This is a genomic window from Micromonospora sp. NPDC049274 (genome assembly GCF_040678875.1).
Taxonomy (GTDB): Bacteria; Actinomycetota; Actinomycetes; order Mycobacteriales; family Micromonosporaceae; genus Micromonospora.
Genome location: NZ_JBFAQS010000006.1, coordinates 214,864 through 234,480, shown reverse-complemented (window position 1 = coordinate 234,480; position 19,617 = coordinate 214,864). Strand labels below are relative to the sequence as shown.

General features: G+C 67.9%; 19 protein-coding genes and 1 other RNA gene. 13 read left to right on the top strand and 7 right to left on the bottom strand.

Annotated elements, in window-relative coordinates; translation table 11 throughout:
* Nucleotides 1–3: 3 nt before the first annotated feature.
* The 3 genes from AB0K10_RS14150 (at nucleotide 4) to mctP (ending at nucleotide 3,221) form a co-directional block, all read left to right on the top strand.
* The gene (locus tag AB0K10_RS14150; protein ID WP_363683301.1) at nucleotides 4–1,164 is read left to right on the top strand and encodes a bifunctional RNase H/acid phosphatase; all 1,161 of its coding nucleotides are present in this window, start codon (nucleotides 4–6) and stop codon (nucleotides 1,162–1,164) included.
* A 165-nt stretch (nucleotides 1,165–1,329) separates the two neighbouring features.
* A complete protein-coding gene (locus AB0K10_RS14145; protein ID WP_363683299.1) occupies nucleotides 1,330–1,572 on the top strand; it encodes a DUF3311 domain-containing protein in 243 nt (80 codons plus the stop codon).
* Entirely contained in the window at nucleotides 1,572–3,221 is a 1,650-nt protein-coding gene (gene mctP, locus AB0K10_RS14140) for a monocarboxylate uptake permease MctP (RefSeq protein ID WP_363683297.1), read from the top strand. Before AB0K10_RS14145 ends, mctP begins: the two co-directional genes overlap by 1 nt.
* Before the next feature lie 577 nt (nucleotides 3,222–3,798).
* Here mctP and AB0K10_RS14135 read toward each other — a convergent pair.
* The gene (locus AB0K10_RS14135; RefSeq protein WP_363683295.1) at nucleotides 3,799–4,257 is read right to left on the bottom strand and encodes a MarR family transcriptional regulator; all 459 of its coding nucleotides are present in this window, start codon (nucleotides 4,255–4,257) and stop codon (nucleotides 3,799–3,801) included.
* 54 nt (nucleotides 4,258–4,311) lie between these two features.
* On the opposite strand from AB0K10_RS14135, the gene AB0K10_RS14130 reads away from it, so the two are divergent.
* Complete coding sequence (locus AB0K10_RS14130; protein WP_363683293.1) at nucleotides 4,312–5,544, top strand: MFS transporter; 1,233 nt, start codon at nucleotides 4,312–4,314, stop codon at nucleotides 5,542–5,544.
* Nucleotides 5,545–5,698: 154 nt separating this feature from the next.
* Here AB0K10_RS14130 and AB0K10_RS14125 read toward each other — a convergent pair whose 3' ends face one another.
* A complete protein-coding gene (locus AB0K10_RS14125; RefSeq protein WP_363683291.1) occupies nucleotides 5,699–6,460 on the bottom strand; it encodes a sulfite exporter TauE/SafE family protein in 762 nt (253 codons plus the stop codon).
* 127 nt (nucleotides 6,461–6,587) lie between these two features.
* Between AB0K10_RS14125 and rnpB the strand changes: the two genes are divergently transcribed.
* The 5 genes from rnpB (at nucleotide 6,588) to AB0K10_RS14100 (ending at nucleotide 11,578) form a co-directional block, all read left to right on the top strand.
* An RNA gene (gene rnpB / locus AB0K10_RS14120) (RNase P RNA component class A) lies at nucleotides 6,588–7,003 on the top strand.
* A gap of 235 nt (nucleotides 7,004–7,238) precedes the next feature.
* Complete coding sequence (locus AB0K10_RS14115; protein ID WP_363683289.1) at nucleotides 7,239–8,654, top strand: ATP-binding protein; 1,416 nt, start codon at nucleotides 7,239–7,241, stop codon at nucleotides 8,652–8,654.
* Between the two features lie 42 nt (nucleotides 8,655–8,696).
* Nucleotides 8,697–8,867, top strand: a complete 171-nt coding sequence (locus AB0K10_RS14110) for a hypothetical protein (RefSeq protein ID WP_363683287.1) — start codon at nucleotides 8,697–8,699, stop codon at nucleotides 8,865–8,867.
* A 912-nt stretch (nucleotides 8,868–9,779) separates the two neighbouring features.
* Nucleotides 9,780–10,238, top strand: coding sequence for a DUF2335 domain-containing protein (locus AB0K10_RS14105; protein WP_363683285.1), 459 nt, complete (start codon nucleotides 9,780–9,782; stop codon nucleotides 10,236–10,238).
* A 572-nt stretch (nucleotides 10,239–10,810) separates the two neighbouring features.
* Entirely contained in the window at nucleotides 10,811–11,578 is a 768-nt protein-coding gene (locus tag AB0K10_RS14100; RefSeq protein WP_363683283.1) for a TIGR02391 family protein, read from the top strand.
* A 430-nt stretch (nucleotides 11,579–12,008) separates the two neighbouring features.
* On the opposite strand, the gene AB0K10_RS14095 is transcribed toward AB0K10_RS14100, so the two are convergent.
* The 3 genes from AB0K10_RS14095 to AB0K10_RS14085 all read right to left on the bottom strand — a co-directional run bounded on the left by AB0K10_RS14095 (nucleotide 12,009) and on the right by AB0K10_RS14085 (nucleotide 13,240).
* The gene (locus tag AB0K10_RS14095; protein ID WP_363683281.1) at nucleotides 12,009–12,143 is read right to left on the bottom strand and encodes a DUF397 domain-containing protein; all 135 of its coding nucleotides are present in this window, start codon (nucleotides 12,141–12,143) and stop codon (nucleotides 12,009–12,011) included.
* A 112-nt stretch (nucleotides 12,144–12,255) separates the two neighbouring features.
* Nucleotides 12,256–12,447, bottom strand: coding sequence for a DUF397 domain-containing protein (locus tag AB0K10_RS14090; RefSeq protein WP_363683279.1), 192 nt, complete (start codon nucleotides 12,445–12,447; stop codon nucleotides 12,256–12,258).
* Nucleotides 12,434–13,240 carry a helix-turn-helix transcriptional regulator gene (locus AB0K10_RS14085; protein WP_363683277.1) on the bottom strand — a complete coding sequence of 269 codons (807 nt, stop codon included), beginning with the start codon at nucleotides 13,238–13,240 and terminating at the stop codon, nucleotides 12,434–12,436. Before AB0K10_RS14085 ends, AB0K10_RS14090 begins: the two co-directional genes overlap by 14 nt.
* Before the next feature lie 391 nt (nucleotides 13,241–13,631).
* On the opposite strand from AB0K10_RS14085, the gene AB0K10_RS14080 reads away from it, so the two are divergent.
* The gene (locus tag AB0K10_RS14080; RefSeq protein ID WP_363683631.1) at nucleotides 13,632–13,907 is read left to right on the top strand and encodes a hypothetical protein; all 276 of its coding nucleotides are present in this window, start codon (nucleotides 13,632–13,634) and stop codon (nucleotides 13,905–13,907) included.
* Complete coding sequence (locus AB0K10_RS14075; RefSeq protein ID WP_363683275.1) at nucleotides 13,904–14,167, top strand: hypothetical protein; 264 nt, start codon at nucleotides 13,904–13,906, stop codon at nucleotides 14,165–14,167. The genes AB0K10_RS14080 and AB0K10_RS14075 overlap by 4 nt, the downstream gene beginning before the upstream one ends.
* A 56-nt stretch (nucleotides 14,168–14,223) precedes the next feature.
* On the opposite strand, the gene AB0K10_RS14070 is transcribed toward AB0K10_RS14075, so the two are convergent.
* Nucleotides 14,224–14,343, bottom strand: coding sequence for a hypothetical protein (locus AB0K10_RS14070; protein WP_363683273.1), 120 nt, complete (start codon nucleotides 14,341–14,343; stop codon nucleotides 14,224–14,226).
* A 299-nt stretch (nucleotides 14,344–14,642) separates the two neighbouring features.
* On the opposite strand from AB0K10_RS14070, the gene AB0K10_RS14065 reads away from it, so the two are divergent.
* The gene (locus tag AB0K10_RS14065; RefSeq protein ID WP_363683271.1) at nucleotides 14,643–17,093 is read left to right on the top strand and encodes a helix-turn-helix domain-containing protein; all 2,451 of its coding nucleotides are present in this window, start codon (nucleotides 14,643–14,645) and stop codon (nucleotides 17,091–17,093) included.
* A gap of 61 nt (nucleotides 17,094–17,154) precedes the next feature.
* Here AB0K10_RS14065 and AB0K10_RS14060 read toward each other — a convergent pair whose 3' ends face one another.
* Nucleotides 17,155–18,666 carry a cellulose binding domain-containing protein gene (locus AB0K10_RS14060; protein ID WP_363683269.1) on the bottom strand — a complete coding sequence of 504 codons (1,512 nt, stop codon included), beginning with the start codon at nucleotides 18,664–18,666 and terminating at the stop codon, nucleotides 17,155–17,157.
* Between the two features lie 233 nt (nucleotides 18,667–18,899).
* Between AB0K10_RS14060 and AB0K10_RS14055 the strand changes: the two genes are divergently transcribed.
* Nucleotides 18,900–19,610, top strand: coding sequence for an SDR family oxidoreductase (locus tag AB0K10_RS14055; RefSeq protein ID WP_363683267.1), 711 nt, complete (start codon nucleotides 18,900–18,902; stop codon nucleotides 19,608–19,610).
* Nucleotides 19,611–19,617 lie beyond the last annotated feature (7 nt).

Below are 19,617 nucleotides of genomic sequence, written 5' to 3'. Positions count from 1 at the left end.
GTCGTGGCGCCGCGCGTGGTCGTCGTCGAGGCCGACGGTGGGTCCCGGGGCAATCCGGGGCCGGCCGGCTACGGCGCGGTGGTGCGCGACTCGGAGACCGGCGAGGTGCTCGCCGAGCGCTCCGAGTCGCTGGGCACGGCTACCAACAACGTCGCCGAGTACCAGGGGCTGATCGCCGGCCTGCGGGCCGCCGCCGAGGTGGACGCCGCCGAGGTGGACGTCCGGATGGACTCCAAGCTGGTGGTCGAGCAGATGTGCGGCCGGTGGCAGATCAAGCACCCCGGCCTGCGCCCGCTCGCCGCCCAGGCGGCCACCCTGGTAGGCCGCTTCGACGCGGTCCGCTTCACCTGGATCCCCCGCGAGCAGAACCGGCACGCCGACGCGCTCGCCAACGCCGCCATGGACGCCGCCGCCGGCCGACCCACCGCGCCGCCGGCCTCTCTCGGCGCACCGGCCTCGGCCAGCGCCCCGGCCGGCGGCGCCTCGACGGGCAGCGACCCGGCGACCGCGCCGGCCTCCTGGGAGCCCCGGCCGAGCTTCACGGCCACCCGCCTGATCCTCGTGCGGCACGGCGAGACCGCGTACACCGAGCAGGGCCGCTACTCCGGCCGCGGCGACGTGCCGCTCTCCGAGCGCGGCCGGGCCCAGGCCCGCGCCACCGCCGCCCGGGTGGCCGCGCTGGCCCCGTCCGTCGCGGCCGTGCTCAGCTCACCCCTTTCCCGGTGTACGGCCACCGCTGCCGCGATCGCCGGGGCGATCGGTGACGTGCCCGTGCGCACCGAGGCCGACCTGATCGAGTGCGACTTCGGTCAGTGGGAGGGGCGCACCTTCGCCGAGGTACGCCAGCAGTGGCCGGGGGAGATGGACGCCTGGCTCGCCTCGCCGCGGATCGCCCCGCCCGGTGGGGAGTCGTTCACCCAGGTCGCCGAGCGCGTGCACCGGGTCGTCGGCGCGCTGCCGAAGGCGTACCCCGGGGAGACCGTGGTGGTCGTCTCGCACGTCTCGCCGATCAAGCTGGCGCTGCGCGACGCCCTCGCCGCCAGCGACGCCTTCCTGCACCGGCTCTTCCTGGACGCGGCCGGCATCTCGGTGCTCGACATGTGGCCCGACGGCGGTATCGCGGTACGCACGGTCAACGACACCGCGCACCTCGCCGCCCTCTGAGCCGGCACACCCCAACCCATTCGGCCGACCGGCCGGTCACGCCGTTCGGCGCAGCCGGTCGGCCGTTCGGCGCAGAGCCGTCCACGCGCTGATCGTGACGGCAGTCACAGAGTCGTAGCCTCCGGCCGTCACATCGCGTGCCACGACTCCCCGGAGGTGTGTCAGATGCCTGCACCGGAACCGGAGGCGCCCACCACGGCGCCGACCCGGGCGAAGGACCACAGTCCCTGGAACTGGTTGCTCTTTCTCCCCATCCTGGTGCCGCTGATCCCGGCGTTCTTCAACAGCGACGCGCCCCGGATCTTCGGGTTCCCGCGCTACTACTGGCTGCAACTGGCCTGGATCCTGCTCGGCGTCTCCACCACGACGCTTGTCTACCAGATGACGAAGAAGCGGGGAGGCCGCTGATGTGGCGCGACCATCTCACCGAGATCATCGTCTTCTCCGTGCTGTTCCTGCTGGTCAGCGCGATGGGCTTCGTCGCCGCGCGCTGGCGGCGGCCGACGGACATGGCGCACCTCGACGAGTGGGGGCTGGGCGGGCGCAGCTTCGGCGGCTGGATCACCTGGTTCCTGGTCGGCGGTGACCTCTACACCGCGTACACCTTCGTGGCGGTGCCGGCGCTGATGTTCGGAGCCGGAGCGGCCGGGTTCTTCGCCGTGCCGTACACGATCGTCGTCTACCCGCTGGTCTTCCTGGTGCTGATCCGGCTCTGGTCGGTCTCGCACCGGCACGGCTTCGTCACCCCGGCCGACTTCGTCCGTACCCGGTTCGACTCGCCGGTGTTGGCGCTGCTGATCGCGATCACCGGCATCGTGGCCACGATGCCCTACATCGCGCTGCAACTGGTGGGCATCGAGGCGGTCCTGAAGACGATGGGCGTCACGGGGGAGAGCACCCTGGCCCGGCACCTGCCGATCATCATCGCGTTCGCCATCCTGGCCGCGTACACCTACCAGTCGGGGCTGCGCGCACCGGCGCTCATCGCGTTCGTCAAGGACAGCCTGATCTACGTCGTCATCCTGGTGACGGTCATCTACCTGCCGTACAAGCTCGGCGGTTGGGGTGACATCTTCGACGCCGCGGACGCGAAGTTCCAGGCGTCACCGAACCCGAACGACGGCATCCTGCTCAACGGCAACAACCAGTTGCAGTACGTCACGTTGGCGTTCGGCTCGGCTCTGGCGCTGTTCCTCTACCCGCACAGCATCACCGGCGTGCTGGCCAGCCGGAACCGCGACGTGATCAAGCGCAACATGTCCGCGTTGCCGGCGTACAGCCTGCTGCTCGGTCTGATCGCGTTGCTCGGCTACATGGCCATCGCGGCCGAGGTGAAGCCGCTGCCGGGGGCGTCGGCGGGCAGCGTCGACAACAACACGATCGTGCCGCTGCTGTTCGACAAGCAGTTCCCGGACTGGTTCGCCGGCGTCGCGTACGCGGCGATCGGCATCGGCGCGCTGGTGCCGGCGGCGATCATGTCGATCGCGGCGGCGAACCTGTTCACCCGCAACATCTACAAGGAGTACCTGAAGCGGGACGCCAGCCCGGCGCAGGAGGCGAACGTCTCGAAGATCACCTCGCTGGTGGTCAAGGTCGGGGCCGTGGCCTGCATCGTGTTCCTCGACCCGCAGTTCTCGATCGACCTCCAGCTCATCGGCGGCGTGATCATCCTCCAGACGCTGCCGGCCGTGGCGCTGGGCCTCTACACCCGCTGGTTCCACCGGACCGCCCTGATCGCCGGCTGGGTCGCCGGCATGGGGCTCGGCATGTGGATGCTCTACCAGGTGGCCAGCCCGACGAAGAAGCACTTCGGCGGGTCCGCGTTCCCGTTGGAGAAGTTCGGCTTCGACACGCCCAAGACGATCTACGTGGGCATCGTGGCGGTGCTTGTCAACCTGGCGGTCGCCGCCCTGCTGACGCTGATCCTGCGGGCCACCAGGGTGTCCGAGGGCGTCGACGGCACCACGCCTGACGACTACTTCGCCGACGAGGGCGACCCCCGCGTCACCCCGGGCGTCGAGCGCGACGCCGACTCGGCCCGCGAACCGGTCGCCTGACCTCCGGCCCGCCCGGGCGCCGACGTGGTCGGCACCCGGGCGGGCCGTTCCGACGTGGTCAGCGCCTCGGCGGGCAGACCCGCCACCCTGCGAGCGTCGCCTGCCGCGGCATCACCTGGTTGCGGCGTCGTCCCGTCGCTCCGTCGTCCGGTCGCTCCGTCGTCCGGTCGCTCCGTCGCGGCGTCGCCTGTCGCGGCGTCGCCCCAAGATCGTGCTCGATCCTTGTTCTAGTGGTGTCGGGCCGCGGCGGATGCCACTACAACAAGGATGTTGCGAGATCTTGGCGGTCGAAGGGGCACGCGCCGTCCGGCTAGCCTCGGCGTGGTCGGCGCCTCGGCGGCAGCTCGGGGTGATCGGCATCCGGGCGCGCCACCGCCGGGGCGAGCGGGCCTCGTTCGGGCCCTTTGGCGCTGATGTCGCCGACGAATCAGGCACGGCCCGCGGGCGCGGCCTGCCTGGGGCGCGGCCTGCTTGGGGCACGGTCCGCCCGGGGCGCGGCCCGCCTGGACGCGGCCTGCTTGGGGCGCGGCTCGCCTGGGGCGCGGGTCAGCGGCGGTTCGGGTCAGCGGCGGCGCGGTCAGCGGTTGCGGTTGCGGTTGATCAGGGCGTGGTTGAGGCGGCCCAGCAGGGTCGCCAGGCTGGCCCGGTCCTCGGCGCTCCAGCCGGCCAGCATGTCCCCGTAGAGCCTGATCCGGGCGGCCTGCACGGCTGCCATCCGCTGTAGCCCGGCCGGGGTGGGGGAGATGACAGTGCCCCGGCCGTCCGTCGGGTCGGGGGCGCGGACGATCAGGCCGTCGCGCTGCAGGGCGGAGACCTGCCGGGTCACCGTCGAACCGTCCAGGTTGAGCCGCGCGGCGAGGGCCGAGACGTTCTGCGGGCCGGCGGAGTCCAGGTGCCGCAGGATGACGTACGCCGCGCGGTCCAGCACCCGGTGCTCGTCGGTGCCGGTGGCCCGCCGGGTGGCCTCGCCGAAGCGCATCAGCAGGGCCACCTCGGTCTCGATGTGGCCGAGGGTGCTCTCGTGGTCGTCGCTCATAGCTGTATGATACAGAATAACTACCTGTACGATACAGCTACTTGGGGAGTCGGAGTGGATCGGAGTTCAGAACCGAACCGCAGTGCCATCTACGCCACCACACTTGTGGCCTTCCTCGCCATCGCCGGCATCGCCGTCGTCGACCCGATCCTGCCGGCCATCGGTGAGGCGATCGGGGTCACCGCCTGGCAGGTCGAGCTGCTGTTCACCGCGTACATCGCGGTCATGGCCCTCGGCATGATCCCGGCGACGCTCGCCAGCGGCCGGTTCGGGTTCAAGCCGGTGTTGATCGCCGGTGTCTCGGTGGTCGGGCTGGCCGCCATCCTCGCCTCGTTCAGCGACAACATCGTGCAGCTGTCCGTGCTGCGCGGCGTCTGGGGGCTGGGCAACGCGATGTTCTTCGCCACCGCCATGGTGGTGCTCGTCAACCTGGCCATCGACCGGGAATGGGTCGTCGGCCTCTTCGAGACAGCCCTCGGCCTCGGCTTCGCCGTCGGCCCGCTGATCGGCGGCCTGCTCGGCCAGGTCTCCTGGCGGCTGCCGTTCTTCGTCTGCGGCGTGTTCATGGTCCTCGCCCTCGGCGTGGCCGCCCGCAAGCTGCGCGAACCCACCAACCGGCAGGCCCCGGTACGTGTCGGCCAGATTTTCGCCACCTACCGCAAACCGGCGTTCATCGCCCTCTGCGTGGTGACCGCCGCGTACAACTTCGTGTTCTTCGTCGTACTCGGCTACACGCCGCTCTTCCTGGGCCTCGACGTCGTCCCGCTGGGGCTCGCGTTCACCGGCTGGGGCCTCGGCCTGGCCACCGGCATCCTGGTGATCGGCCACCGGCTGGCCCACCGGATCGGCGCGGTGCAGACGGTCGGCGTGGCCATCGCCGGCCTGCTGGTCTGCATGGTCCTCTTCGCGACCTCCACCAGCACCGCCGAGGCGCTTGTGGTGCTCGTGCTCGCCGGCCTCTGCATGGGCCTGGCCAACGCCAACCTCACCGACCTGGCGCTCGGCCTCGGCTCCAGCGACCGCCGGCTCGCCACCGGCGCGTTCAACCTGGTCCGCTGGGGCGCTGCCGCGCCCGCGCCGATCATCTCCGGCAAGCTCGCCGAGCGTTCGCTGGCCCTGCCGTTCTGGGTCGGCTTCGGGGTGCTCGCCGTCGGCGTGCTTGTCTACCTGGCGTTCGCGCACGTGATGGCCGCCGGCTACGGCGAGCGGGTGCTGTGGTCCCGCTGGAACCGTGCCGCCGCGGACACCGAACACGCGCCCGAAGAACCGGTAGGCGAGGCCTACTGACCGTCCCGGCCCCTGCCCGCCGCTCCGCGACGCGCGCCGGCCAAGATCCGCGCAGTTTCGGGGAAACTGCTGCCTCGCGACCGGTTGAGGCAGCACTTTCCCTGAAGTTGCGTGAATCTTGGGCCGGCGCGTGTGGTGTTCGCGGCGCCGCCGCTCAGGTCAGCGCGCGATAGAGCAGGTAGAGGCCGATCGTCGTACCGAACACCACGATCAGCGTCTTGAGCACCACCGGCGGCAGCCGACGGACCAGCCGGGCGCCCGCGTACCCCCCGATGAGGGTGGCCGGCGCGACCACCGCGACGGCCGCCCAATTCAACGGGCCGAACAGGGCGAACACCACGAGCGTCGTGAGCCCCACCACCGCGGAGAGCAGATTCTTGATCGCGCTCACCCGCGCCAGCGTCGCGTCCAGCACCAGCGCCAGGCCGGCGACAAGCATCACCCCGAGCGCCGCGCCGAAGTATCCGCCGTACACCGAGCCGAGCGCCACCATCGTCTGTACCGCGACCGTCCGCTGTCGCGGCGACAGGTCGCGGGGGTGGCCGACCAGCCGGCGCAGCGGATCCTGGAAGGCCAGGACCGCTGTCGCGCCGAGGACCAGAAAGGGTACGACCAGCTCGAACGCGCGGGCCGGCGTGGCCAGCAGCAGCAACGCCCCGACGATAGTGCCCACGATGGTGGTCGGCACCAGCGTGGCGAGCGCCCGGGGGCGCGGCAGGTCCATGCGGCTGCCCGCCACGCTAGCCACGTACCCGGGGAACACGGCGACGGAGTTGCTGACGTTCGCCGGCACCGGCGGTAACCCGATCGCGATCAGCGCCGGGAAGGTGATCAGTGAACCGCCACCGGCCACCGCGTTGACCGTGCCAGCGGCGAGACCGGCGGCGAGCAGCAGCGCGGCGTGGGAGAGATCCATAGCCCCACGAGGCTAGCGCCCGCCTCCCGGGGCGGATCCGTCGGACCGCCCTTGAGCAGCGCGATCTTGCTCGGGCGGGGCGGCAATACCGGTGGCACGGTCGTCGTTAGGATGGGAGCGCGACGGACGAGTCGACCGGGCGGTCGCGTCGGCGGGCTCCGGCCCGCCGCCGAGGAACGTCCGGACTCCACAGGGCAGGGTGGTTGTTAACGGCAACCCGGGGCGACCCGCGGGACAGTGCCACAGAAAACAGACCGCCGACCCCAACGGGGACGGTAAGGGTGAAACGGTGGGGTAAGAGCCCACCAGCACCCCGGGTGACCGGGGTGGCTCGGTAAACCCCACCCGGAGCAAGGCCAAGCAAGGGCCGTCACCGCAAGATGACGACCCGGCGCAGACGCTTGAGGGCTGCCCGCCCGATGTCTGCGGGTAGGCCGCTGGAGCCTGCCGGCAACGGCAGGCCGAGATGGATGGCCGCCGCCGGCGCAAACCCTTCGGGGTACGCGCCGCGCACAGAATCCGGCGTACAGGTCGACTCGTCCGTCGCCCACCAGCTCAGCCGCCGATACACGGTGGCTGACCTGCTGTTTCTTCGCGTGCTGCCGGTCGGCGTTCGACGGCCCAGAGGGCCCGAGCTGACCCTGGGCTTTGCAACCATCACATTGCCCATGGCCACCCGAGCGGGCGATCGCAGCGGTGTTCCACAACTCGCCTTGCCAGCGTCTGGGTTCTCCGCTACCAACAACCCGTGGCACTATGAGGCGTGCCCTTTGAGATAGTGGATCTTAACGACCACGAGGTTCAGCAGATCCTCCTCACGGAGGAAAGCCACACGGCCGACTTGAAGGCGACCGAGATTGCTCCCGCCAAGCTGACACGCACCATGGCCGCCTTCTGCAACGCCGAAGGTGGGGAGATCTTCGTTGGCATTGGCGAGGACAGCACGCGGCAACTGAGGAGTTGGCGGGGTTTCGGTTCAATCGAGGAAGCGAACGGGCACGTCCAGGCCTTCGAGTCCTTTTTCCCGTTTGGCCAGTTCGTTGACTATCAATTCTTGCGCCAGCTCGACGACCCGGACTCTGGACTCGTTCTGAAGGCAACCTTTCTGCGCACTCCAGACGTGCGGAAGAGCAGCGACGGCAAGATATATGTCCGACGCGGCGCGCAGAATATGCCCCTCACGGACTTGGAAGCCATCAGGCGGCTCGAATACGCTAAGGGTGTTACTAGCTTCGAGACGCACCCTATCGATGTGCCACTGGACTTCGTAACCAACTCCGACACCGTTATTGGTTTTATGCTCGAAATCGTGCCAACGGGCGAACCCTTGCAGTTCCTCAAGAAGCAACTTCTGATCCGAGACGAAAAACCTACGGTTGCCTCGGTTCTGCTATTCGCCGACGAGCCACAGGCGGCATTGCCTAAGCAGTCCGCCGTGAAGGTGTATCGGTATGCGACATCGGAGCCGCTTGGCACGCGAGCAACTTTGGCCGGGCAGCCCATCGCCATCGGCGGGCCGGCATACGATGTCATTCGAGAGGCTGTCAGGACGACGGTTGATCTCGTCCAAGGAATTCGCGTACTGACGCCAAACGGGCTTGAAGACATCACTTATCCGGAAGTGACGCTTCATGAAATTATTACTAATGCGGTTCTGCATCGCGATTACAGCATCGCCGATGATATTCATGTCCGAGTCTTTGACAATCGCGTGGAGGTCGAAAGTCCCGGAGGCCTGCCCGCCCACTTGACGCCAGAGAACATTCTGGAGCAGCGCTTCGGCCGAAACGGTCATTTAACTAGATGGATTAGCCGGTTTCCTGATCCGCCAAACAAGGATGTGGGGGAAGGGCTCCGCACCGCATTTGATGCTATGAAAGGGCTCAAGCTTAAGCCGCCGGAGATTATAGATAAGCGCACGTCAGTCCTCGTGGTGATTCGACACCAGCGCTTGGCGAGCCCCGAAGAAATGATTATTGAGTACTTGCAGAGTCAGCCCGAGATTTCAAACTCCGTTGTTCGTCGGCTAGCCGGAATTGGCTCAGAGAACACCGTCAAGCGCATCTTTCAGAGAATGATTCGTGCGGGGGAGCTCGAGCCGATTCCAGGGCGACCCCTTCGAGATGCGGCCTACCGGCTCCCCACACAACTGACAACCAAAGCAGACGAGCCCGAACATCCCACGCTCTTGTAGCCCTCTGCCATCCCGATGCCGTCAAGCACCGTCGGCCACCGTATGGCGCCGGAGCTCGACTCCTTCGTCCCGAAGGAACCATCGCCGGTCGATGACCTGCGCGAGTGGCAGGTTGAGCTGTCCGTCCAGTCCACCATCGTCCGTCGACGTCCACCCTGGCACGCCTTCGTCGTCACTCAATTGGTCACCCACCCCAAGCCGCGTGTGGCCTAACCCGCTCGACTCGGCGCGCAGCCATCCGGACGCTCCTGAGGATGTCAACCCCGTGACCCCTTTGACCCCCAGACAACCAACAGGGCCCGCTGACCTGTGTCGCTACGAGCAACTTACTGCGGAACGTTCGACCATCGTCCGTAGCGCACGTCGCCGTTCGTGCCCGTCGCCATCCCAAATAGGCCCTCAGCCACGACCTTCCCGAGACTTAGCCGTGAAGTTGGGGTCCGAACGCGGCCGTGGTCTGCACCTGCACGAAGTTCGGGTGACTGGCCAGCGCGAGGGTGATGGCAGTCAACCCCCTGACCAGCCAGACAGTGTGAGACGTTGCGACGTGACACTGGGCGTTATTATCAACGAACGACCGAGCGGGAGGTGAGGGTTGGCGAAGCATCGTGGGGGCGTGCACTCGGTGTTTGAGGGCGTCCAGTGGTTGGCGGACTTCTCTGGCTCTCGCTATCGGTCACGTCGGCCTCGTGGCACGATTCGTGCAACCTCTCCGAGCCGAGACCGGGCATCAATCAGGGGTGATTTCCGTGCATTACGGCGTGACATTCTTGAAGGCATCCGCCTAGTTATCGGTGAACGCTGGCTACGGACGACCGCAGCGGAGACTTCCGGTTCATACATGCGCGAATTCCTCGACCAGGGCGGTAACTACGAACTCGCAATGCGTTGGACGGACCGCGAGGGAAGGGTCTGGTACACGGGTATAGATCCGCCGCCAGTCGATGACCAAACACCCATGTTCGATGAACTCGAACCAACTTATACAAGAATTGAAGATTCTTATCGGCAGTCGTTCATAACCCGTGAATCATTCGATGGCCGCCGTATCAGCGGAGGCGCACCATCACCGTCAGCAGATTACGGTGATACTGGCCCCGGGGATGGCCTACGCGGAGATCAGCCATGAGGCCAGAAGAGGTTGCGTCGCCTGATACGGCCAGCGGACAGCTTGAGCCCGCAATCCCGGCCCAGCGAGAGCCGGTGGAGCTTTTAGATCTCCGAGTAAGCCGCGAGCAGCTTGAGCAGTGGTCCTCTCCTTTTGTTCCCTCTCATGAGCTACAGCGGTTGGGTGCCGTCGTCGACAACGGGGCCGAGCGGGCATTCAAGTACGCCGAGCGGGAACAGGAACATCGCCTCAGCATGGACGATCGGCAGGCGAGAAGGCTGGAGCGCGCCGACTCGCGGGAGTATGTATTGGCCTGGGCAGGCATGGCCTTCGCCTTTGTGCTTGCTCTACTGGCAATTGGTGCTGGCGTAGTTCTGGGCTTGAAGGGTCAGCCGATCGCTGGAACCATCTTGGGCGGCGGAGGGCTTGTCTTGATCGTCGTGGCGTTTCTTCGCAGGCCAATGCAAGAGCCGTAACCTCGCGCCTAAGCTATCCCGCGTGCCATCAGCCCGCTCGGTTTGCCTGGGTCGATGGCAGGCGGGATGGCCTACCGCGACCACCTAAAGACCGTGGTGCCTGCCTCAGCGGTCATCGCAGTAGTGTTCCAACTCCGTGCGGCCTGCCTGGACCGCAGAGTAGTTGACCGTCCTTGTTGGACGGGATAGGAGAGGTTCCCGTGGCGATTCAACCGGTGGCATTGCCGGGTGTTCCTTCGTCCGAAGGGGAGAAGGGGCGGGCGCTTCTGGAACTCGTGTGGGAACGCTTCAACACATATCACCGTTGGCCCGTCTTCGCTGAGGTGGATCGGGAGCTATACCGCAGAGGGCATATCTTCGAAGAGGCAATTGCCGAGGTGGCTCAAGGCCTTCTCCTTGGAATCGACTCCCGACGTCCTTCCCACCCGGGACCTGACACCGAGCTACGTCTAACCATCGCCAGCGTCGCGAACTTAGGGTCTGGTCAGCTTTACGTTCATGCGTTCATAAGTCTCCTCCAGTTGGCTGTCGAGTGGGAACGGCATTGGACGGAGCCGAGAGAAGGTCCAAGGATGACAAGGCGGCTCATCCTCGATCGGCTTCCTGGGCTGCCTCTTGGAACGGCGCGTGAAACCGTCGCGGATCAACTATTTGAGATTGCCAACTGTGAGCCATGGGTAAGCGGCTGGTCTCGTCCCAACGATGGCAGCGGGTGGTCTTTATCCGTAGGGCGAAGTATCCGCGGCTTTGCTTCCGCTAAGAATCTTCAAGATTATTGGAAGACTCGCTCGGCGTTGCTGAATCCCGAGGCGGTGACAAGTTCCCCGATAAAGGAGATTAGTTCCATCAGTGATGTGCAGGTCGAGCACGACAGTGCCTTGTATCAGCTTCACCCGGGGCTACGTACGGCGGCAAAACTCTTCAAGGATCGTTATCCGGCACAGGCAGCCTTGGGAGCGTTTCAAGCTATAGAATCACGAGTAAAAAAGGATGTCCTCGCGCATCGAAGCCCGCCCGAGAAGAGTCGATACGGTGCCGGGCTTATGAGTTACGCAATGCATCCGCAGGAAGGTGTCTACACCTTCAACCTCGCTGGCTCAGTAGGGTCTGTGAGTGAACGGCAGGGCGTCATGTGGATGTTTATGGGGGCCTTCGCAGCCTTTCGCAACTCTCTTGCTCACGAGTCCTACCAACCGATCAACCAAGATGAGGTCTGGGAACTCTTAGTTCTCGCAAGCATGTTGATGCGTCGCCTGGACGAAGCAGCTCTACCTCGTCCGCCCGCTGGCGATCCGGAGGACCACGGTGTGGAAAAGGGGGGTGCCGGCTCCGTAGGCTGATGGCATGACGGCGCTCGTCGACACGGCCCGCCAAGTCGCCCGTCGCAAGCTGGAAATCTCCCTGCCTGGATGTTGAAGTCACGTACAGACGGTGGCCGCCAGAGCCCGGAATATCAGCGACGCGCTTCCGTCTGGAGGAGCGTCGGTTATCGTGGCGGCTGCGTGGCTACATACATCGGCTACAGCCTCGAGGTTGTGGACACCGGCTCTCGCTCGGCTGATGGCGGCCGGTGGCTCAGGCGGAAACGCTTCGACGAGAGGATTGCCGCCTTAGTGGCTCGCCATTCCTGGGCTTGGCTGCAGGCCGAGGGGACGCGGGCTTGGCGGGCGCCTGCCCGCATTGGGCACGGGCGCTTCACCCGTCCCGTGTCGGTTACGGCCGCTTGGCGATGTGCGGCGACGAACGCGTTTCCAAGGGCGGGGGTGAAGGTCAGAGTCGTTCCCGCGTGTCCTTCGAGTCGCGCACAGCGACAACGTCGGGCAGTTGGCTCGCCACCTCGACCCAGTTCCGCCGCTCGCGCCGCTGCGAAGTGGGCCTACGCCACCGGGCGCTACTGAGATCCATTATGGCTCTCGACTTCCTTCAGCAGGTCGATGGCGAGGTAGCGCGGTGATCTGGGACGCGGTCGATTGCGGGGTTCTGGTCCGTAACGAAGCCCTCGCGTGCCTGGCCTTCGTTACGGCAGCCTGGCGACCTGAGCGACGAACGCCCGCCAGGCTGCCGGACCAAAAGTCAGGGCAGGGCCGGCGGGGTCCTTGCTGTCCCGGACGCCGACGACGCCGGGCAGGTTGTCAGCGACCTCGACGCAGTTGCCGCCGCTCGCGCCGCTGCGGGTGGACTTGCGCCACTGGGCGTTACTGAGGTCCATGATGGCTCTCAACTTCCTTCAGCAGGTCGATGGACTGCCGGCGCGGCAGAGCCTCGTTTCGGACGCTCTCCCACCTTGCCTGAAGCGTAGCTACCTCATCGTCCTTGTCGATGACGTCCCCGCCAAGCTGGTTTTCGAGGTGGCCAACCCACACGCCCTCGCTGGACCGAGCCAGCGCGAACGGTCCGGACAGCCCGATGTGCAGACCGCTGCCGATCGGAATGACATGGACGTGAACGTGGGGGAGTTCGGCCATCGCGACCAGGTGGGCGACCTGCTGGGCCATGATCCCGCCCAGACCATCACCCGTGCGCCGTATCGCGGCTTCGTCCAGCACGGCGACGAACTGTGGCCGGTGCTCGCCGGTCAGGATCGCCTGCCGGCTCATGCGCGCCTGCACACGCTGCTCGACCTCTTCGTCAGTAAGGCTTTCGTCCGTCCGCAGGACCGTGCGGGCGTAGTGCTCAACCTGTAGTAGGCCAGGGATCAGATTCGGCTCGAAGTAGCGAAGCTGTGTCGCCTCGCGCTCGGCATCGAGCCAGGGCAGGAACCACGACGGAGTGCCGAACTTCGTCGCCAGGCGCTCGAAGAGTCCGCCGTTGTTCAGCGCCCGGTCAGTTCCCTTGATGAAGTCCATCGTCAGCGCTCGGGTGCCGCTCTCCACAGCGCTGACGTGCGAGGCGCTGAAGCCCGCTGCCCGGCCGAATGACTCTTGCGTCATCCCGGACGCCCCACGAGCGCGGCGGATCTCGCTCACGATGAAGTCCGCGAGAGGGCTCGGCACGTCAGCCATTCAAGGCTCCTCAAATCGGAGATCGACTACCCGAGGTGCCACACGTCCGGCGGCTGTTCTGCCAGCTCCGGCCGGACACCTGGAACGCCTTCCGAGCGTAGTGGTCTCCACAGCAGAGTGTAACCAGGCGGCGCGGCCGGCAGGCCTACGAGATCCGGCGGTCGCGTTCGTAGCGGGGCCGCTCCCGGCGGGCGAGCACTCACGGGAGCGGCCCCTTCCCAACGGCACCAAAGGGAGAGACCGTGCCCGCCGACGCCCGAGCCAAATCCTGCCAGCCGGCCGCAGCCACCTCCGGAGGCACCGATCGCCCCGACGGCCCGTGGCTGCCCGGACGATCAATCCGGTGCTCCGGCGCGAGCCGCGGTGCCGCGTACCCCTGGGGGTCGCGGTGATTGGGACGCTCAAGGCCGGCGACGTTATTCACCTGACCACCGCGGCCAGCGTGCAGTTTCTGCGCCCGATCTTCGTGCGCGTCATCCGCGAGCTGCCCGAGCGGCACACGTACGACGGATGGGTCTGGCTTGAAGGCTACGAGCTGAACGCGGCCGGCGAAGCGGTCGCGCGGCGCGAGTTGTACGTGCTGCGTGCCGGCGTGCGCTTGCAGGCCCTGCCCGTCGAACCACCCAGGCCAGCCAAACGCCGGCGACGTCCGGTACGGGTCGGATGATCGCGCGCCCTCGCCCGCACCTGCCGATGCGCCCGGCGTGGCGGTGCCGCAACTGCGCCGCGCCCTGGCCGTGCAACCCGGCTCAGCTCGCCCTCGCTACCGAGTTCTACGGCCACTCGATAGCCCTGGCGTTCTACCTCGCCGCGTCGATGCAGGAGGCGATCGACGACGCGTACGGCCTGGGGCTGCGTCCGGACCTGCCCGCGCTGCACGCCCGGTTCCTCGGCTGGCTGTCGCTGGCGCGACGGTCGCACCGGTAGCAGCGAACGCACCGGCCGGGTGGGGTAGCCCACCCGGCCGGTGTCGAGCCAGTACGTCAGTGCTTCTTGATCACCGGCATGGTGTCCAGTGTGGTGGTGATGTTCTGCGTGGTGCCGCCCCGGTACGTCTTCCCGGTGAAGATGTCGGTCCAGCTGTTGCCCGGCGGGAACCACACCGACGTCGTCGCGGGCGAACGGTGTCCATCGACGTGCCGTGACAAGCCAAGCCCGGGGGTTGGACTGGCGCGGCAGCCGGAAGCCCCGAATACGCGACCAGGCCAACCCGCCGGCTTCCGTACGGCCTCGCTGGACCTGGTTTCTCTGGCCGATGGGGCGTTGTCCCCGGCAGATGTCGGTGGCTCACCGCCCGCCATGGCGATACTCACACTCGGTGCACAGTGGCCCGTTACTCGTCACACACATGCGAGCATCGACGTACGTTACGTCACTGCGGGCGCTTGGTGGTTGGGGGAGCATGCCCAAGAGTCAGGTACGGCGTGACCACTTCGGAGGCCTCCTCAGGACCCTCCGCCTGGAGCGGCGGCTGACCCAGGAGGAGCTTGCCGAGGCAGCCGGTTCCAGTGTCCGCGGAATCCGGGAGATGGAGCGCGGCCGGGTGCGCAGCCCGCAACGACGGACGGTGGTGCTGCTCGCCGACGCCCTGCGGCTGGCCGGGGAGGACCGCGATCGTTTCGTCGCCCTGGCCCGGGTCGAGCGGCAGCCGCACGACCGAGCGGCGGTGCCGGACGACCGCGTGGCGGTGCCGGACGACCGCGTCGCGGAGGTGCCGCACGACCGATCGGCGTTGGTCGTACCCGCGGAACTGCCCGCCGCCGTACCGGACCTGGCCGGCCGGGCGGAGATCCTGGAACGGCTCTCGGCGCTGGCCGCCGACGTCACCGCAGGGCGGCCGGACACCGCCTCGGTGGTGGTGCTGCACGGACCGCCCGGGATCGGCAAGACCAGCCTCGCCGTCGCAGCTGGACATCGACTCAGCCTGGCCTTCGCCGGCGGACAACTCTTCGTCGACCTGCAGGGCGCCTCGTCGGACGATCCGGCCGACCCGGCCGAGGCGCTGGCCGGATTGCTGCGGTCGCTCGGGGTGCCGGACAGCAGGGTGCCGGTGTCGCCGGCCGAGCGGGGTGGTCTGTTCCGCACCCTCACTCGGGACCGGCCGCTCCTGGTGGTCCTGGACAACGCGGCAAGCGAGGCACAGGTACGCCCGCTGCTGCCGGCCGGGCGGGGATGCCTCGCGCTGGTCACCTGCCGGCGTCCACTGACGGGTCTTGCCGGTGCGGTCCGCCTGCCGCTCGACCTGCTCGCCCCGGCAGCCGGTCGACTGCTGCTCGCGGCGATCGTCGGTGCCGACCGGATCGCCGCCGAGCCGGCCGCGGCCGACCAACTCGTCAAACTCTGCGGCCGGCTGCCGCTGGCCGTTCGGATCGCCGGCAACCGCCTCGCCAGCCGACCGGAATGGTCGGTCGGTTGGCTGGTGGACCTGCTCCGCGACCAGCGTCAGCGGCTGACCGTTCTGACCGCCGGAGACCTGGGCGTTCGATCCGCGTTCGAGGTCTCCTACCGGCAACTGGACCCGATGACCGCGCGAGTGTTCCGGCGGGCCTCGCTGATTCCCGGCAGCGACTTCGAGCCCGCGCTGGCCGCCGCCGTGGCCGGCACCGACGAGGACACCGCGGCGGCGGCCCTGGAGGAGTTGGTCGAGGCCGGTGTCCTCCTGACCATGGGGGACCGGTACCAGTTCCACGACCTGCTCCGGCTCTACGCCCAGGAACGCCTTGACGCCGAGGAACAACAGGCATCCCGGACGGGCGCGCACGATCAGATGGTCGGCTGGCTCCTGCGGCGTACGCGGCAGGCCGGCTTGATGTTCGAACCGGTCGCCTCTCGCGTCGACTCCCCGTTCGACGACGATCGGGCGGCGGCGTACTGGTTGAATCGGGAGTCCGTCAACTGGCTGGCGGCTCTGCGCGACGCGGCCCGGCGCGGTCGGCACGCCGACGTGGTCGCGGTCACCAGGGCTCTGCACTGGTACTCCGACGCCAACAGCCACCGGCACTCCTGGGACGAGATCTTCTCGCTGGGAGTGGCCGCGGCCCGGGCGGCCGGTAGCCCGCGCGACGAGGCCGTACTGCTGAACTTCCTGGGCTGGGCCCGGTACTTCTGCCGGGACCGCAATACCGACGGGCTGGCCGCGCTGGACCGGGCGCTGGAACTGGCCCAGCGGATCGGGGACCGCCGCGAGGAGGCGTGGGCGCTGACCTACACCGCCGCGATCTTCATTCGGATCGGCCGCGGCGGCGCGGCCGTCGACCATTGCCGCCGGGCCGTGGGCCTGTTCCGCGAGATCGGGTACGCCCTCGGCGAGCACAGCGCGGCGAGCGCGCTGGGCGGAGCGCTGGCAACGCTCGGCCGGTTCGCCGAAGCGGCCGAGTTGCACGGCGACGTGCTGGCGTTCTACGTCCAGGGCAACGGACTCAGTCGTACCGGCGCGGCGGTGGCCCAGGCCGGCGCGATGATGAGTCTCGGTGCGGATCTGGCCGGGATGGGCCTTTGGCGGAACGCCGCTGACGAGTACGCCCGCGCCCGGCGGCTGTTCAACAGGTGCGGCGCGACGTTCAGCGAGGCCATTGCCATCCATCGCTATGGGCTCGCGCTTCAGGCGTTGGGCGAGGTCGACGCGGCGGGCGAGGCGCTGCGGGCGGCGCTGGCCCTGTATGCCGCGCTGTCCTGCCCGTGGTGGGAGGCGCAGACTCTGTCCGCGCTCGCGGCGCTTGCCGGCTCGGCTCCGGGCCAGGCTGCTGACGCCCGCCTGCTGCGACAGCGGGCGCTCGACCGGTGCGGCGAACTGGACGCGCCGGAGGTGCGGACCCTGCGCGCCACCCTGCGACGCGAACTGGCCGAGTCCTGATCCCGGACACACACCGGGCCCCGCCGACGATGCGGCGGGGCCCGGTGTGCGGTGACAAGGGTCAGTTGCAGGTGGTGCCGTTGAGGGTGAACGGTGCCGAGGTGGCGGGAGGCCCGCTCGCGGTGAAGCCGAAGTTGACGGCGCCGCCGGTCGGGATGGTGGCGTTGTAGTTCTCGTTGGTGACGGTCACCGCCGAGCCGGCCTGCTGGAAGATGCCGTTCCAGTGGCCCTGGACGAGTTGTCCACCCGGGAAGGCGAAGCCCAGCGACCAGCCGTTGGCGGCCGGGCCGTCGTTGTAGACGGTGACGCTGGCGCTGTAGCCGGTGACCCACGAGTTGGTGACGACGAAGGAGACCCGGCAGGTGCTGGCGATCTTCGTCGCCGGTACGAGGTTGCCGTAGTCGTCGCGGGCGGTGGCGAAGTCCTGGAACCCGAAGCCCCGACCGGCCGATCGGGTGGTGGTGCCGGCGGCGAGCACGGTGCCGTTGGCGTTGACGGCGTAGACCGGGCCGCCACTGTCGCCGCCCCGTGCGGACTCCTGGCCGTCGAGCTGGGTGGCCTCGACGAGGTCCTCGATGTCGTCGTAGTGGTAATCGACCCGCAGGTTGCAGACCGGACCGCCGATCGCACCCGCGGAGGTGTACCCGGACTGGCACAGCAGTTGGCCGGGGAAGACTTCGGTCCAGCCGATCACCTGGGTTCGGACCTCGTCCTGCTGACCGCCGACGTAGAGGTGGCCGCCGGGTGTCGGCGTTGAAATGATCATCGTGTCGTGGTTGTCATTGCTGGCGACCGCGTAGCCGACCAGGGTGCCGGTGCCGGTGGCCTTGTTCCAGCCGACGTGCCAGGGCGAGCCGATGGCTCCGCAGTGTTCGGCGGTCAGGATGTAACCGGCGTTGGTGTCCGCGTTGCGGACGCCGAAGCCTGCGGTACACCCGGGCGTGGTGAACCCGATGCCCGCCCCGCCGTCGAACGGCGCGGCGTCGTTGGCCCGTGACCGTGCGACCATCCGGTCGCGTTCGACGAAGCTGGTACGGACGCCGGTGACCGGTAGCTTCGGCAGCTTGGCCGGGGTGTGGTCAACGGCGATCTCGATGCCGGTACCGTCCGTGCGCAGCCTGATCGAGTGGCTGGCGTCCGCCGGGTCGGCTTCCACCACCGGGGTGAGTCTGGCGGCGGCCTTGCGCAGTTCGGCGCGGGAGTAGGTGGCGTTGGCCACCTCGACCGGCGCGGTGCGGCGGGCTGCGGTGACGGCTGCCGCGATGTCGGTGGGCAGCGCACCCTTCCACCACAGGGTGACGTGGTCGTCGACCAGGCCGATACCGGCATAGCCACGTGCCGGTGCGCGTTCCACCGCGGTGCGGATGACATTGGCCACGTCGACCAGTGGGGCCTGGGCGACCATCTGGTCCAGGGTCCGTGCCGGGATGATGTCGAGGAGGGACTTGGCGGCCCCGGCGGCCCCCGGTTGGCCGGACTCCGCGTACGCGGAGGTGGGACCGGTGAGCGCTGTCGCGCCGACCAGTGCCCCGACGATCACCGTACTGGCGATCGCTTTCCGTATTGATGTCATGCCGCTGAGTCAAGCAACGTCCGCTGCCGGGAGACAGGCAGGACGCCCGGCAGGAGTCAACATGCCGGCGGTCCTGCCGGCAGTCGTCCGTGGTCTGCCACACCGTGCTCGGCGTACGCGGATCGGTGCTCGCGCGATCGCCGATCACCGACGCGCCCGCGTCCCGATCCGCACAGTGACCCACCTCGCAAATGTTTGCCCCTGACGTTAACGTGAGGTTTTAGCGTGGGGGCATGCAGATCAACGGTACGAAAGCCCTCGTAACAGGTGCCAACCGTGGACTCGGCAAGGCCTTCGCCGAGGGGCTCCTCGCCCGCGGTGCCACCACCGTGTACGCCACCGCCCGCCGGCCGGAGAGCATCGACATCCCCGGCGTGGTCCCCCTCCACCTGGACATCACCGACCCGACGTCCATCGAGGCCGCCGCAGCCGAGGTGGGCGACCTCGACGTCCTCATCAACAACGCCGGCATCTCCACGAACGCGCCCCTGCTCGGCCCCTCCACGGACAACATCCGTCGCGAGTTCGACACCAACTTCTGGGGCACCCTCAACGTCACCCGCGCCTTCGCTCCCAGGCTCGGCGGGGGTGCCATTCTCAACGTCATCTCAGCGCTGAGCTGGTACGCCTTCGCCCCTGCCAGCAATGGCTACGCCGCCTCCAAAGCCGCCGAATGGTCTCTCACCAATGGCATCAGACTTGAGCTGGCCGACCAGAAAACCCAGGTTACCGCCCTCGCCCTGGCGATCGCCGACACCGACATGATGGCCGCCTACGACATCCCTAAACTCCCGCCCCGCGAGGTGGTCGCCATCGCCCTGGACGGCCTGGAGGCGGGCAAGCTCGAAGTAATCGCCGACAGTCCTACCGCCAACGTCAAGGCCTCGCTCTCCCGCGACCCGGCCCTCTTCTACGCCGACATCTCCGCCGCCCTCTTCGGCTGACACCACC